This window comes from Clostridium acidisoli DSM 12555, from assembly GCF_900176305.1.
Classification (GTDB): domain Bacteria; phylum Bacillota; class Clostridia; order Clostridiales; family Clostridiaceae; genus Clostridium_I; species Clostridium_I acidisoli.
The window spans coordinates 44,537-60,086 of sequence record NZ_FWXH01000010.1 but is presented as its reverse complement, the minus strand read 5'-3'; the positions used below and the strand labels follow the sequence as shown (position 1 = coordinate 60,086).

General features: G+C 29.6%; 17 protein-coding genes and 1 other annotated feature. Of the genes, 3 read left to right on the top strand and 14 right to left on the bottom strand.

Features of this window, described 5'->3' with window-relative positions; all coding sequences use genetic code 11:
• From B8978_RS12600 to B8978_RS12590, 3 genes are read right to left on the bottom strand one after another with little or no spacing between them, the layout of a single operon-like run.
• The gene (locus B8978_RS12600) at positions 1-1,173 is read right to left on the bottom strand and encodes an ABC transporter permease (protein WP_084116398.1); all 1,173 of its coding nucleotides are present in this window, start codon (positions 1,171-1,173) and stop codon (positions 1-3) included.
• 22 nt (positions 1,174-1,195) lie between these two features.
• Positions 1,196-2,470 carry an ABC transporter permease gene (locus B8978_RS12595; protein ID WP_084116397.1) on the bottom strand — a complete coding sequence of 425 codons (1,275 nt, stop codon included), beginning with the start codon at positions 2,468-2,470 and terminating at the stop codon, positions 1,196-1,198.
• 16 nt (positions 2,471-2,486) lie between these two features.
• Positions 2,487-3,419 (bottom strand): ABC transporter ATP-binding protein, encoded by a 933-nt coding sequence (locus B8978_RS12590; RefSeq protein ID WP_084116396.1) that lies wholly within the window; start codon positions 3,417-3,419, stop codon positions 2,487-2,489.
• 188 nt (positions 3,420-3,607) lie between these two features.
• On the opposite strand from B8978_RS12590, the gene B8978_RS12585 reads away from it, so the two are divergent.
• Both B8978_RS12585 and B8978_RS12580 read left to right on the top strand, forming a co-directional pair.
• A complete protein-coding gene (locus B8978_RS12585) occupies positions 3,608-4,777 on the top strand; it encodes a sensor histidine kinase (protein ID WP_084116395.1) in 1,170 nt (389 codons plus the stop codon).
• Entirely contained in the window at positions 4,770-5,420 is a 651-nt protein-coding gene (locus B8978_RS12580; protein ID WP_084116394.1) for a response regulator transcription factor, read from the top strand. The genes B8978_RS12585 and B8978_RS12580 overlap by 8 nt, the downstream gene beginning before the upstream one ends.
• Here B8978_RS12580 and B8978_RS12575 read toward each other — a convergent pair.
• From B8978_RS12575 to B8978_RS12535, 9 genes are all read right to left on the bottom strand, one after another.
• Positions 5,417-6,802 (bottom strand): sensor histidine kinase, encoded by a 1,386-nt coding sequence (locus B8978_RS12575; protein ID WP_084116393.1) that lies wholly within the window; start codon positions 6,800-6,802, stop codon positions 5,417-5,419. The two genes, B8978_RS12580 and B8978_RS12575, sit on opposite strands and share 4 nt — an antisense overlap.
• Before the next feature lie 13 nt (positions 6,803-6,815).
• Positions 6,816-7,511, bottom strand: a complete 696-nt coding sequence (locus B8978_RS12570; protein ID WP_084116392.1) for a response regulator transcription factor — start codon at positions 7,509-7,511, stop codon at positions 6,816-6,818.
• A 110-nt stretch (positions 7,512-7,621) separates the two neighbouring features.
• On the bottom strand, positions 7,622-7,876 hold the full coding sequence (locus B8978_RS12565; RefSeq protein ID WP_242950554.1) for an SHOCT domain-containing protein: 255 nt from the start codon (positions 7,874-7,876) through the stop codon (positions 7,622-7,624).
• 101 nt (positions 7,877-7,977) lie between these two features.
• Entirely contained in the window at positions 7,978-8,391 is a 414-nt protein-coding gene (locus B8978_RS12560; RefSeq protein WP_084116391.1) for a putative ABC transporter permease, read from the bottom strand.
• Positions 8,392-8,427: 36 nt separating this feature from the next.
• Positions 8,428-9,186: a 5'/3'-nucleotidase SurE gene (gene surE, locus B8978_RS12555; RefSeq protein ID WP_084116390.1), complete on the bottom strand. Its 759-nt coding sequence runs from the start codon at positions 9,184-9,186 to the stop codon at positions 8,428-8,430.
• Positions 9,187-9,861: 675 nt separating this feature from the next.
• Complete coding sequence (locus B8978_RS12550) at positions 9,862-10,770, bottom strand: PLP-dependent cysteine synthase family protein (RefSeq protein ID WP_084116389.1); 909 nt, start codon at positions 10,768-10,770, stop codon at positions 9,862-9,864.
• Positions 10,771-10,789: 19 nt separating this feature from the next.
• A complete protein-coding gene (locus tag B8978_RS12545; RefSeq protein WP_084116388.1) occupies positions 10,790-11,932 on the bottom strand; it encodes a trans-sulfuration enzyme family protein in 1,143 nt (380 codons plus the stop codon).
• Positions 11,933-11,953: 21 nt separating this feature from the next.
• On the bottom strand, positions 11,954-12,577 hold the full coding sequence (locus B8978_RS12540) for a class I SAM-dependent methyltransferase (protein ID WP_084116387.1): 624 nt from the start codon (positions 12,575-12,577) through the stop codon (positions 11,954-11,956).
• 84 nt (positions 12,578-12,661) lie between these two features.
• Positions 12,662-12,902, bottom strand: a binding site (T-box leader).
• Positions 12,903-12,972: 70 nt separating this feature from the next.
• Positions 12,973-13,257, bottom strand: coding sequence for a late competence development ComFB family protein (locus tag B8978_RS12535; RefSeq protein WP_084116386.1), 285 nt, complete (start codon positions 13,255-13,257; stop codon positions 12,973-12,975).
• Positions 13,258-13,442: 185 nt separating this feature from the next.
• Between B8978_RS12535 and B8978_RS12530 the strand changes: the two genes are divergently transcribed.
• Positions 13,443-14,183, top strand: a complete 741-nt coding sequence (locus tag B8978_RS12530) for an NADPH-dependent oxidoreductase (protein ID WP_084116385.1) — start codon at positions 13,443-13,445, stop codon at positions 14,181-14,183.
• Between the two features lie 672 nt (positions 14,184-14,855).
• On the opposite strand, the gene hisE is transcribed toward B8978_RS12530, so the two are convergent.
• Both hisE and hisI read right to left on the bottom strand, forming a co-directional pair.
• The gene (hisE, locus tag B8978_RS12525) at positions 14,856-15,182 is read right to left on the bottom strand and encodes a phosphoribosyl-ATP diphosphatase (protein ID WP_084116384.1); all 327 of its coding nucleotides are present in this window, start codon (positions 15,180-15,182) and stop codon (positions 14,856-14,858) included.
• A gap of 17 nt (positions 15,183-15,199) precedes the next feature.
• Complete coding sequence (gene hisI / locus B8978_RS12520; RefSeq protein WP_084116383.1) at positions 15,200-15,529, bottom strand: phosphoribosyl-AMP cyclohydrolase; 330 nt, start codon at positions 15,527-15,529, stop codon at positions 15,200-15,202.
• Positions 15,530-15,550: the final 21 nt, after the last annotated feature.

Sequence of the window (15,550 nt, the reverse complement as noted above, 5' to 3'; positions counted from 1 at the left end):
CTAAATATTTTTTTCAGTTTTCATGTTAATATTTGTTAATATTGTTGATATTACTAACCCTAAAACCCCAATTAAAAACAGTACAAATATATTTGACAATTGAGAATATAAAGATAAATTGTTAAACATTATATTTTTTAATGCTTTTATCGCCCAACTTTCTGGCATAAATTTTGATATAATTTGAATTGTTTTAGGTGCCAATTCATCTATAGAGAAAAAGCATCCACCAAGCATTCCTGTTAATGCCATTATTACTGCTCCAAATATAGTGAAGGTTTGATGTTTTTTTACAAAATTAGCAAATATCATTACTATTCCAATTAGTGCAAATAAATATATTGTAAATATAAACATTACTGCAAATATATTGTTAACTATGCTAACATTTAAAATAAATTTTGCTGCTATCAATACTACTATTGTCACTGCTATTCCTAATATTAAAGCAACTATAATTTTACTAATTAAATATTTTGTGTAATTCATTGGTGCCCCTATAATCCTAATAAATGTTCCATTTTCTTTTTCTTCTATTAAAGTTCTAAAGCCTTGTATTATTACAAACCATAAGAACATTACTATAAATCCAATTAAAGTTACAGTATTTTTATCTTCTTCCTTTTGACCTGCGTTTATAGTTTTATACAAAAGTGTTATGCTATTATCCATACTTGTTTTATTAATAAGTTGCTTTGAAACATTTTCATTATCAAGCTTTAGCACCTCTGAAATATTTTTTGAATCCCCAGTGATTTTTTCAAGAGTATTTCCTTCAGATAAAATTGTTTCAGATATATTTTCTGCATCTGTATTGTCATAATTTTCCATCATTTTAATATCTAAGGCTTTACCATATCTCAAATTGTTTTCAAACCCTCTCTCAATTACTGTTGCCACAGGAATATCATTGTTATCAACCTTACTTTTTACTTCCTCTTCCGAATCTATAATTACATTCAAACCTTTATGATTTTTTATCATAGATATTAATTGTTTTGAAGCTTTACTATTGTCCTTATCTACTAAGTAGACATTTGTTTTATTACTGCCATTGTTTGAAAATGAAAACAGATAGGTAACTAATAACGGTGCTAAAATTATAGCTAAAATTGCTATTCTATTACTTAAAAGGAGTTTTAATTGGTTTTTTATCATAGTTAATATTTGCATTTTTCCCTCTCCCTTATAATTTTTAAATTGCATTATTTTTTAATGCAAGAGTATCTTTCTTTTTAACATTTTTGAATTTACCTTCATTTAACATTAATAAGGCTATTATTAAAAACACTAATGCTATTGCAACAAGCTCTATAAGATCTACATAAATATCTGAAATTCCTTTTCCTTGACATACTTTTAAATAGCAGTTTATTGCTTTGCCATTTGGAATTAATTTTTGGATAACAGCAAGACTATCTGGAAAGCTATCTTTGCTAACAAGACTTCCACCAAGAAAACTGAATCCCCACAAAATTGGTGTGGCAAAACTTGAAATTGACATCTGATCTTTTGCTAAAGCTCCCGCACAAAATACAATCATTCCTATAGTGAAACTATAGACAATAGTTACTAATAACATTTCAAATATGTTACCAAATTTTATTCTAAATGCCATTCTGCTTATTACAATTACCGTTGTCATTTGCACTGTTATGGCAAAAACCACTCCAAGAACTTTACCAAGCACATATTGTAAGTTTGTTGTTGGCATTGACTTTATTCTAGCCATAGTATTATTTAACTTATCATTAACTATGCTGTGCGCAAGTTCAAAAGCTGTTAAAATAGAGAACATTACTACCATTGCAATTGACTCATATTCCATAATTCCTATAGGTTTTGCATTACTACTGGTGGAGACTTTTAAAATTTCATGTGAACTGTTACCTGTGGTTTGTATATCATTTATAAGCTTATTTACTTTATCTTCCGTTACGTCTTTTTTGTTTAAAGCAAGTTCATCTATAATTTCTTTTTGCTCAACTCTTATTGTAGAAATGTTTTTATTAAAACTGTTTATAATTGTTTTAACTATTGAAACATAATCTGATTTATTGTTATCACCTAAAACACTAATGTTTATTTTATTACCATTTAAATAGTTCTTAGTAAAGTTTTTGGGAACATAAACTAAAGCTACGGCTTTTCCATCACTAACCAGTTTTTTACCTTCTTCATAACTATTGACTTCCTTTAAATTTATAATTTCTTTTACATCCTTGCTTTTAAATACTGAATATTTTAGAGTCTCTGAAAGATTTAAACTTTCTTTTCCCGCTATAACAGGAGAATCATCACTGTAATATGCTACATCAAATGAATTTAATATGGTTTTACTGCTACTACTAAAAACCGAACCAAGTATTAATATCATTACTATTGGAAATAAAACCAACTTAAAATAAAATACTTTTGATTTTAATAACAGCTTTGTATCTAATAAAAATAAATGTATTAGCTTATTCATTTTACTTACCCCCTTGTTATTCTCTTAAAGATTTTCCTGTAATCTGGAGGAACATACTTTCTAAGTTTACTTCGTCATACTTAAAACTTGTTAATTTTATTCCTAGATTTTTTATATCATCTACAACATCTATAATGTTCCTTTGCTTTGAATCTACTAATAGTGTTATTTCATCTTTATCTATCCTCACTTTTTCAGTTCCCATAATATTTTTAACTTTTTCTAAATCATCTTTTGCAGCTTTGCTATAACTTACAGTTAACGTATCTTTAACTTTTAATTTTTCCTTTAGTTCTTCTTTAGTCCCTAACGCTATAAGTTTTCCATTATCTACAATTGCAACTCTTTTACAAAGATACTCAACTTCCTCCATATAATGACTTGTATATATTACTGTCATACCTCTCTCTTCATTTAATCTTTTTACGGTTTCCAGTATATGATTTCTAGATTGTGGATCTATTCCTACAGTAGGTTCATCCAAAATTAAAAGTTTTGGATTGTTTATTAATGCTATGCCAATATTAACTCTTCTTTTCATTCCCCCTGAAAATTCGGAAACAGCCTGGTCTTTTTTGTCTTTAAGTTCTATAATTTCTAGCACTTCAGAAACTCTATCTTTTAGTATCTTTCCTTTCAAACCATAAAGTGACCCAAAAAACTCTAAATTATCTTTTGCACTTAAAGCTTCATATAAAGCTATATCCTGAGGTACTATTCCCATAATCTTTTTTATTTCCATTGATTTTTCTTTTAGGGACTTATTATCAACCCTTATTTCTCCACTTGTAGGCGCTTTCACCGTACTAATCATTGACACTGTTGTAGACTTTCCTGCACCATTAGGTCCTAAAAGTCCAAATATTTCTCCATCTTCAACTTTAAAAGAAATGTTATCTACTGCTATAAAATTCTTATATTTTTTTGTTAAATTTATTAATTCAAGCATTTACAATTCCCCCTTATCATTTCTTACTATACTAATATTTTACTTTCAATAAATTTTTTTTAATATTCACTAAAGTACTCATTTGCTATGCTACTTTAGTCACTAATTCATATGTGACTAAAGTACTATACTTCAAATGAAAATTTAATGGTATAATAAAGAAAACTTGTTTACAGAAGGGATAAATTATGAATTTTCTTTCATCTTCAAAAGATAGAATTATAACTTTAAAAATTATACAAGCAATAGCACTTATATCCATTTTTAAAGCTACTCTACATAGCCCTATACAAATAATTAATGTAGCCTTAGTTGTATTTTTAGCTATAAGCGATTATTTTAGAAGAACTGTAAATGAAACAATAAAATATCTTTCTTTTATATTAAGTAACTTAATAATATGTTACTTTTCTTACAAAACTAAATCCATTAGCACAACTGTATACTGCTCTCTTTTGACTATAGAATTAGTTCTATTGAACAAGAAATTTTTAAAAAGCTTATTAGTTATTAATTTTATTAGTTTTGCTATGTCAGCTGGAATATTTTATTCAACTAATTTACTCTATACTGTTGAGAACATAGCATCTAATTACGGACTTACACTTTTAATTTGTTTCTTAATAAAAAATATAGTTACAGAAAAAATCAAGGCTGAAAAACTTAATAAGGAGCTTAATAAAACTAACTTAACATTAGGAGAGTATTCAAATAAAATAGAGGAGCTTACTATTGAAAAAGAGAGAACTAGAATAGCAGAGGAACTTCATGATTCTATTGGCCATTCTCTAGTTGCTTTAAGCATGAATTTAGAGTATGCCGAAAATATTGTTGCTATTAAACCTGAAAAAGCTAAAACAACTATTGAAAATTGCTATAACCTTTCTAAAGATTGCTTAACAACTTTGAGAAAAGCAGTTAGTGTACTTAAGAAAAATACTACTTCCATTACTACTCTTAGAGATGATATTGAAAATATTTTTATTAATTTTAGAAATACAACTAAATACAAGTTCACTTTAGATTTTGATGAAGAAGTTGAAAGAGCTGCTAATGAAATTAAAGTTTGCATTTTTAAAACCATAAGAGAAGCAGTTACTAATGGCATAAAGCATGGAAATGCTACTTTCTTTAATATACATATTTATAAATTAGAAAATAATATAATTTTTAAGATAGAGAATAATGGTTCAAGCTGTAAGGAAATAGTCCGTTCTAATGGAATTACTGGTATGGAGGAAAGAATTCACTCACTAAAAGGCGAAATAACTTTTGAATCTGAAGCAAACCGCGGCTTTACAATCGAAGGAAAAATTCCACAAAATCTACCTTTAAAATGGGGGGAAATAAATGATTAATTTAATTATTGTAGACGATCAAGAAATTGTTCGTGAAGGCTTAAAAATGATTTTAAGTTTAAATGAAGAAATAAATTGCATAGGTGAAGCTTCAAATGGCAAGGAATTAATTGAGCTACTAAAAAAACTATCACCAGATGTAATATTGACAGATGTAAGAATGCCCGTTATGGATGGAATAGCTACTACAAAATTTGTTAAAGAAAATTATCCACATATAAAGATTATTATATTAACAACCTTTAACGAAGATGAATATATTTTTGAAGGTCTAAAGCAAGGTGCAGATGGCTATATTCTTAAGGATTCCGGCTCTAAGGAAATAATAAATTCTATAAAAACTGCCTTAGGTGGAAGCATACTTTTAAATCCTAAAGTTACTGAAAAAGTTGTTAAAGCCTTAAACGGCATAAATAGCCAAAAAACTAACCAAAATGAGGAAAAAGATAGATTACTTAAAACACTAACTCCTCGTGAGCTTGAAGTAGCAAAACATTTAATGTCCGGGAAAAGTAATAAAGCTATAAGTGAAGCCCTATTTGTTACAGAAGGAACTATAAAAAATTATGTATCTAAAATTTTAGAGAAATTACAGGTTAATAGCCGAACTGAACTCGTTGTTTTTTTACAAGATATGTTTTAAAGGATACTGCTATACTCCATAAAAGGCATTTTTATAACAAACTTAGTTCCTTTTCCTTCCTCACTATAAACCTCAATTTTTCCATCATGAGCTTCAACTAAGGCCTTTGTTATTGCAAGGCCTATTCCAGAGCCACCAGTATTCCTACTTCTTGATTTATCGCTCCTATAAAACCTTTCAAAAATATAAGGCAAATCTTTTTCAGGAATTCCTATTCCATTGTCCTCAACTTCAATAATAATATTATTTTTTTCCCTCTTCATATCAATTTTCACAACACCATTTGATTCCAAATACTTATAAGCATTTGAAAGCAAATTGTCCATTATTTGAATTATTTTATCTCTATCCCAAAATACTTCTAAATCAATTGTATTTCCCATTATTAATTTATAATTTTTTTTGTTATAAATTGATTCCATATTTTTTATTATACTCATTACTAAATCTTTCACATTAAACTTGCTCCTGCTTAAATTCAAATTTACTTCTTCTAACTTTGAAAGGCTTCTAAGATTATTAACAAGTTTTATTAACCTTTCTATCTCCTCATAAAAACTTTCTAACCTTTCTTTAGTTGGAGCCCAAATTCCATCAAGCATAGCCTCTATATGAGTTTTTAAAGTCGAAAGTGGTGTCCTTAGTTCATGTGCTATATCAGCCGTTGACCTTTTTCTAAGCATCTCTTGCTTTTTTAATGTATCTCCAAGGTAATTCATAGATTCAGATAGTTCTATGATTTCATTAGTACTACTTTTTATTTTACATCTTGCATTAAGATCTCCACTTCTTATTTTATTTGCAACATTATTAATAACAATTAATGGCTTCGATATCTGCTTTGAGAAAATAAAGCTTACCAAAAACCCAATAAATAAAGCTATAAGACTGGAAAACATAAATGATTGATTTAATGTTATTTTAAAATTTAACGCATCACTATTTATATATGACTTGTCAAAATAACCTATAACTATACTGCCAATCTTTTTATTATCTTTCATTAAATTGTTTTTTATTTCAACGTAATTTCCCATTTTGCGTTCCATCATAGACTTCATCATATAATCCATGTTGTTATCTACCTTATTATTATTAAAGATTATATTTCCATTTGCATCTTTAATTTCTATCAAAAAATCTTCCACGGATGCATATCTTTTTATTTCATCTGTATTTGTGCCTGAAAATCCATTGTCCTTATTATACAAATCCTCAGCCATTTTACAGACATTATTTATCTTGTTTTTTTGCTGACTTATAAGGTATTCATTAAACCTAAAATTTATCATAATATTAGATATAATTGCTACTATAGCTATAGAAACCATTACTGTTAATATAAATCCAAAAGCCAATTTTTTAGTAAGAGACATTTTCATAACCTTTACCACCTTACTCCATAAACTTATATCCCATACCGTATATTGTAACAATATATTTAGGTTCCTTAGGATTGTCTTCTATTTTTTGCCTTATATTTTTAATATACGTATCCATAGTTCTGTCAACTCCATCATAATCAAATCCAAAAGCTTTCTCAACAAGTTTTTCCCTTGAAAATACTTGTCCAGGATTTGTAAGCAATGCCTTTAAAACTTTAAACTCATTGTTTGTCATATTTACTATATAGCCGTTTTTTTTAATTAAAAACTTTTTTATATCAATTATTAAGTCTCCAGAATTAAAAACAAGAACATCTGCAAGTGGTTCCTTATTTCTGTATGCTCTTCTAATTAATGCTCTAACCCTTACAACAAGTTCCCTAACGCTGAATGGTTTTGTCAAGTAATCATCTGCTCCTATAGATATTCCTTCTATTTTATCCTCCTCTTCCCATCGTGCAGTTAACATTAGTATAGGTACTTCTGACCTACTTCTTATATTACTACACACTTGTATGCCTGAGATTTTAGGAAGCATTAAATCAAGAATTATAAGGTGAACTGTTTCATTTTTAAATATATTCAAAGCAGCTTCTCCATCTGAAGCCGTAATAACATTATACCCATCCTCTTCAAGGTAAGCCTTTACCACCTCTAAAATTTTTTCCTCATCATCTACTATAAGTATTGTCATTCTTAATTCCATACGCTTCACTCCAAACACTCTATTAACAATATTATTTGCCATATTCAACATATAAACAATAGGTATGTATCAAAATAATCAAGTTATTTGAAACATACCTATCTATAGATTTACTTTTTCTTTTTATTTAAAAGAATTTCTCTTCTCCTAGAGTATTCTTCTTCTGTTATATCTCCACTAGCATATTTCTCATTTAATATTTTAATTGCAATTGAATTATCTGTACCACTTATATATTTCTTATATAATTTAACTCCAACTACCACAAGAATAATTAGTATAACTAAATTAAATATCATTGTAAATGGAAAAAAACCTCCACCAATACAACTTCGAAACCCATAACCTCCATATCCACGCATCATAACTACTCCTCCTTTAACAATGTAATTTATAACTTTATTATAGATTACAATTGTGGAGAATTTGTGGAGGTAAATTTTATCCGAATGAAATTCTAACTTTATTACTGTGTTCTCAATAAAACACTAATTTTATCTATAGTATAGTGAATCTTCTCAATTATTATACCAAAACAAAACCATATTGGTATAAAATCCAGCCTTATGAGTCCATTAATAGCTAGAGGCCCTGTATAATTCCAGGGGCAAACACCCAGCAGAAATCTTAAAAACAACCCACTCGTGTATTCCATAAAAAAAATTAAAATTGTATACACACCCCCTCTTAAAACAAGCGGCCAATTTTTAATCTTATGCTGTATTGGTTCTAGGAAAACGATCATTCCATATATAGGAAACATCCATATATATGTGAACCCTCTTAATCTAATGTCTCCATTAATTAATGATCCCATTCCAGTCCAAAATATTTCTGCACAAATTCCAAGAAAACCGTATAATACAAATCTTTTTACCATATTTATATCATTTGCAATTATGCATTAAATATTCCATTAATCTATAATTTTTTCTAGTTTTTCTATTAGTTTATAGTCCGTCAAATCATATTGCAATGGAGTTAATGTAACATATCCATTCTTCAAGTAATACACATCCGTATCCTCATCATAAGTTTGATTCATTACTCCATTGGCAATATACCTTATTTCATCATTACTTCTGTCTAGCTCATCATATCGATCTTCATAAAGTCTTCCACCGCTTTTACATACCTTAATGCCTTTTATTTGGTCTTCCTCAATTGACGGCACATTTAAATTTAGGACTACATTACTTCCAATATAATTTTCCATTGAGCATTTGAGAATTTCTTTGGCATACTTTGCTGCTACTTCATAATTTATCTTTTCAACATTTATATGTGCTGACACTGCAATTGACGGTATTTTATTAATTCCAGCTTCAATTGCCGCAGAAACCGTTCCTGAATATAGAATGTCTCTTCCTAGATTTACTCCCCTATTTATTCCCGATATTATTAGATCTATTCCCTCACCATTGCATAATTTAAGGACACCAATTCTAACACAATCTGCTGGTGTCCCACTAACACTATATGCTTTTGATCTCACTCCATTAATTTTAACTTCTTTTAATGTTAATGGCATGCCAAGGGTTATTGAGTGCCCGCATGCACTTCTTTGATCATCTGGCGCTACGATAATCACCTCATTGTCTTTTTCTATTTCTTTTGCTAAAACGTGCAGTCCATCAGCATGAATACCATCATCATTTACTAATAATATTTTCATCTTTACACCTCTTGTATTACTATGTTAGTTCATGACAGTCATTTAGACTATCCTGCTTCAAAGTATACTTTTTTTATAATATTATAACATAATTGCTTTTAATAAATGATGTTTAATAATAATATGAAGAAATTACGAAACAACTGGTTAAAAATTTTCCTCTACTGCGTGAGTAAAAAGGTGAAAGATTTCCAGAGTGGCAAGATTAAAGAATTAACGGTGAGAGAATTTGCTTGCATCAAAAGGTTTAGGATGATTTTTCTACGCTATGCTGCTAAAAATCTTTTAGCTTAAATATATAAGCTAAAGTATATTGCCATTCATTTTTCGACCGAAGGTCGTGGTATTCAATACATAAGTATTTATTACAATATTAACCATAATGCTAACACCACAGGCTACGCCTAAAAGCACAACCTGCGGTTAAAATACATATTTGAGTTATCTTTAAATACTAAGATGTATAAATTAAGTTTACTATTTTTCTGACGTAGAAGGAAAATTTTCCTTTACCTGTTGCGTAAGTAACATCTCTCTCCTTTGACGGCCTTGGCATCGTCAAACCTTTAATCTAGCCGAAGGCTTTCTTTAATCTTTTTATCTAGCTTTAAAATTCTTTAGTCTTTGCTTCGCAATTTATCACTATTATGAAGCATACAAACTGTGAGCTGTAAATTAGTAAATTCCTTTACTTATATATCTATCTCCTCTATCTGGAAATAACGTTACGATATTAGCATTCTTAACTTTTTCTGCTATTTTTAATGCAGCCACAAGTGCTGCACCTGACGAACTTCCAACTAAAATTCCTTCTTTTAATGCAATTTGTTTTACCATATCAAAAGCATCTTTATCTTTTATTTTTATAACTTCATCTACAAGCTTATTATCCATAGTCTTAGGTATAAAATTGTTACCTATTCCCTCTATTTCATAACAGCCCTCGATACCACCACCAATAGTTGAACCTTCTGGATCCGCAAGTATGCCTTTAATATTCGGATTTTTTTCTTTTAGATATCTCACAATTCCTGTATATGTGCCTCCACTTCCTGCCCCAGTAACAAAATAATCTATTTGACCATCTAAATCTTTATATATTTCTGGACCAGTAGTTGCATAATGTGCAAATGGATTTTGTTGATTTTCAAACTGTTTTAGACTTATAGAATTATTAGTTGTCTTTAACAATTCTTCTGCCTTGGCAATTGCTCCAAGTATACCCTGTTCTCTTGAAGTATTTACAATCTTTGCTCCAAGTGCCCTCATAATAGCTTGTTTTTCTAAAGAAAATTTTTCAGGTACAACAAAAGTAACATTATATCCCTTATTCACTGCCGCTAATGCTATACCAATCCCAGTATTTCCTGCAGTAGCTTCAATAATTGTATATCCTGGTTTTAATAATCCTTTTTCCTCTGCATCCTCTATCATGTACACTCCAATCCTGTCCTTGATACTCCCACCAGGATTGTTTATTTCAAGTTTTGCAAAGATATTATTACCATTTGCAATTTCTATATTATTTATTTTTATTATTGGTGTATTTCCAATAAGTTCTCTAATATTTTCTAAATATTTCATAATTCATACCCTCTTTAAACTATTTACTTTTTTTAAACGCAGCATCTAAGTCTTTAATTAAGTCCTCCGAGTTTTCGATTCCAACTGATAATCTAACTAAACTATCCACAATTCCAACCTTTTTCCTTATTTCTGCTGGTATGGCTGCATGAGTCATGCTAGCTGGATGGCATATTAAGGATTCTACCCCTCCTAGACTTTCACCAAATGTTACAAGCTCAAGATTTGACAAAAATTTCTTGTAGTCATAATCTTCTTTAAGTACAAATGATATTATACTCCCGTATCCTTTTGCTTGTTTAGTTTGAATCTCATAACCAGGATGATCACTAAATCCAGGATAATAAACTTTTTCTACTTCATCTCTTTCTTTTAAATATTCTGCAATAATTTTTCCATTGGCATTGTGTCTATCCATTCTTACTGCTAATGTCTTGATTCCTCTTATAAGCAGAAAAGAATCAAAAGGTGCCAATACCCCTCCAGTAGAATTTTGAATAAAATGTAGTTTTTCAGCTAACTCACTTGTATTTACTACAACTAGCCCTGAAACAACATCACTATGTCCACCTAAATATTTTGTTGCACTATGAATAACAATATCTGCCCCAAATTTAATAGGTGTCTGTAAATACGGTGTCATGAAAGTGTTGTCTACTATAGTTAAGATTTCCTTTTCATTAGCAATATCGGCTATTCCCTTAATATCTGTTACATCCATCAATGGATTTGTTGGAGTTTCTATATAAATTGCTTTTACAGTTTCATCTATTTTATCCTTAACCTCTTTTAAGTTTGTCGTATCAGCAATTATATACCCAATATTAAAATTTTTAAATACTTTATCTAATACTCTAAATGTTCCACCATATATATTATTTGAAATTATTATTTTATCTCCTGCTTTGAATAGAGAGAGTACTGCTGTTATTGCTGCCATACCAGATGCAAAAGCAAATCCTGCATATCCATTTTCCAAATCTGAAATCAACTTTTCAAGTGCTTCCCTTGTAGGATTCCCTGTTCTTGAGTATTCATATCCTGAATTTTCACCAAAAGAAGGTTGCTTATATGTTGATGTCTGGAAGATAGGCACGTTTACCGCACCTGTCCTCTCATCACCATCTACTCCACCATGAATTACTAAAGATTCTATTTTCATATTTTTTATCCTCCTGTACTATTATTTAATCGCTGAAGCTATAAAAATTCCGGTTTTAGTATATTCACCTTTACTTGAATAGCCTTTGCAAAATAAGTCTGTATTTTCTATATTTGTATTTTTAAAATTTGTCTCTTTAAGCCAGCCATTAATTTCTTCATTTGAAAATCCTAACCATTCATCAAACATTTCTTCTCTAGCCCATTCCCCATTATGCTTTTTAACATCTGATATAACTACAGTTCCACCTTTTTTTAACATTCTATACATCTCTGAAATGGCTTTTTTTGCATCTTTAATATGATGAAGTGCCATATTGATAAATACTGCGTCCAATGATTCGTCAAATAATGATATATCAGTCAAAGATGATTTAAATGGATACACATTATTCAAAACTTTTTCCTGTGCAGACTTTTTTAGTACCTTTAACATATTTATAGAATTATCTACTGAAAAAACTAAGGCAGCATCTGATGCAAGTGCTAAAGATATAAATCCAGATCCACAACCTAAATCTGCAACCACTTTATTTTTTATATCTACCTTTGATAAGACTTTATATTTTAATTTTTCTTCAAAATAATCGCTTCTAATTACATTCCATTTGTCCGCTATATTATTAAAATACTCTACAGAATTCATATATATTCCCCTTTCTTACTTTTCATATATAAATACTATGATTAATATTAAAAAAATTTGCAAAATAAAAACTTCTCCCCCATCTATAGAGGCAGAAGTAACTTCCGCGATTCCACTCTAATTATCATGTAATAAAAACATGACATCTCAACTTCGGTACAAACATACCTAGACGCTTTAACGGGCGCACCCGCTGTAATCTACTAAAGTTTCGAAACAGTGCTCCAAGATGCATTCACATAAATTGTACTAAAGATCTCTCTCAGCTAAAAAGACCTCTCTCTTATAGTTCTTTTATGTTACTATTTCTTATCAAAGCAATTGGAATAATATATTTTCTAATACATATATTATTCTAAACTATATCTTTTGTCAACAAATTTTTATAATATTTTTTATGCTATAATATTATGACTATGTTCATGTCTTGGATTTTTAGTTACAATTTCTATGGCCATAATAACTTCTTTTATTATATCTGTTTTAAATTGAGTCATTAGTTCATTGGATTTAGTATACAACAATCCTTTTTCAGTACATATATACTGCGGTGGAAGTCTATTTAATGCCATAGCTTTTATATCATCAATACACATAGCACAATGGCAACTGTCTTTATAATCATTTAAAACTTCTATCAAAACTTTATCAACAACTTCTTCCATGTAATTTTTTATCAAATAAAACACCTTCTTTACTGTTTTAAACCCTATAATAGATATTTCGTATAAAGTAAACTTTTATTTATATAATATAGGAATTATACTATGAATTGTAATATAAAATATAGATTTGCTTTTTTTTCTACAACCAAGTATAATAATAATTATTAATTAACATTAATTATTATAAGGAGAGATTATATATGAACGCTATTGTAAAATCAATTAAAAATCATAGATCAATAAGACAATACAGTGATAAAGATGTTCCTGAGGAAATATTAAATGAAATTTTAGAGGCATCCCAAGCAATGCCAAGTTCTATAAATTCACAAGAAGTTTCAGTTGTTGTTGTAAGAGATAGGTTAAAAAAAGAAAAATTAGCAGAACTTACTGGTAACCAATCCTATATAGCGGATGCCCCTGTATTCTTAGTATTTGTAATGGATATGTACAAAACATATTTAGCTGGAGAAAAGACGGGTAACAAGCAGGTAATACATGAAAGTCTTGAAGGTATTGCTGCAGGAGTTTTTGATTCAGGTCTTGCAATGGGAGGATCTATAATAGCAGCTGAGTCTCTTGGACTTGGTATAGTTCCTATTGGTGGCGTTAGACGTGATCCTGAAGAAGTTATTAAATTACTAAACCTACCGGAGTATACTTATCCATTAGTAGGTTTGGTTATAGGTTATCCATCTGATAACTCTAGACAAAAGCCAAGATTTCCACTTGAAGCTTTTAAACATAATGAAACTTACGACAAAGATAAGTTGAAAAATTTGATAGATAAATATGATGCCAACATGGAAGTCTACTTAAAAGAAATTGGAAGAGAGCAAGAGGGTAACTGGAGTGCTCTTACCTCAAATATATATAAATCTGTTTATTATCCAAAAGTAAAGCCAACTCTTGAAAGTCAAGGGTTTAAATTTGATAAATAGTTAGAACTAAATTTATCACTGAATATTTTTTTCATAATATAAAGAGATTGCGAAGCATAGGTGAAGGGTTTTCACCTATGCTTCGCGGTGAAAAGGTTAAGGGTCGCTAACGCGAGGTGAAGGGTTTGACAGGCGCTTTGCTGGTCAAAGGTGATATTTTTTCCGTTGGAAAAAGCTATGGATGATTTTTCTTCGCGATGCTACGAAAAATCTTTGAACTTAGATTTATCCGATGGCTATCATCCGTAACACTCCACTCTTCTTTAAAGTTGGAGATAACGGCTGCTACGTCTCTGGATAACGATTTCTAAGTCTCAGATGAAAAAATTCCACCTGAAACCAAGAATTCTGTTTATAATCTAAAGTATATAGCCATTCATCTTTTTGACCGAAGGTCGCAAGTTTTCAATGAATAAGTATTTATTAGCATATTAAACTATTGTATAAACACCAAAGGCTACTCCTAAAAACAAAACCTACGGTTAAAATATATAGTAACGTTATTTCTAAATTTTAAGACATATAAATTCATTATTTTTCCGACCTAAGGAGGAAAAATTTCCTTAGCCTTTATGGATTTATCCATAAACACTTCACCTTTTAACGTGCGAAGCAATCGTTAAAACCCTTCACCGTACTTCGCAATTTCTCACTGTTATGAACAAACCAAATTTACAAATTTTCTATTTCTTTTCTTTCTGGTTTTTTATTTCCGGTCTTTAATTCCCTTTGCTGAAGTTCATTTTCTATATCTTTTAACTCTATATCCTCATTAGCTAAAAGCACCAAGAGATGATATGTTAAATCACAAACCTCATTTACAAGTTCAACCTTATCTCCATTTTTTGCCGCTACAATCGTTTCTGTGCACTCTTCGCCTACTTTCTTAAGTATCTTATCAACTCCCTTTTCAAAAAGATAATTTGTGTAAGATCCCTCTAAAGGCTTTGATTTTCTATTCAAGATAGTTTCATACAATTCTTCTATAACTTCCTTCATAATCTTTCTCCAATCAATTAAAAATTTACTTTCTTAAAAAAGCAAGATCTATTTCCTGTATGGCAGGCTGCACCAAGTTGCTTTACCTCAACTAATAAAGTATCATTATCACAATCTAAACTTATAGCTTTTACATATTGAAAATGTCCTGAAGTTGCTCCTTTGTTCCAATATTCATTTCTAGAACGACTCCAAAACCATGTTGTTTTGGTATCTATAGTCCTTTTCAAGGCTTCATTATTCATATATGCAAGCATTAATACGTCTTTATTTTCTACATCTATAATTATAGCCGGAACTAAGCCTTTACTAAAATCTACAGTTTCTAGTAATATTCTTTCATCCATAATATCACCCCTTTTTTATGC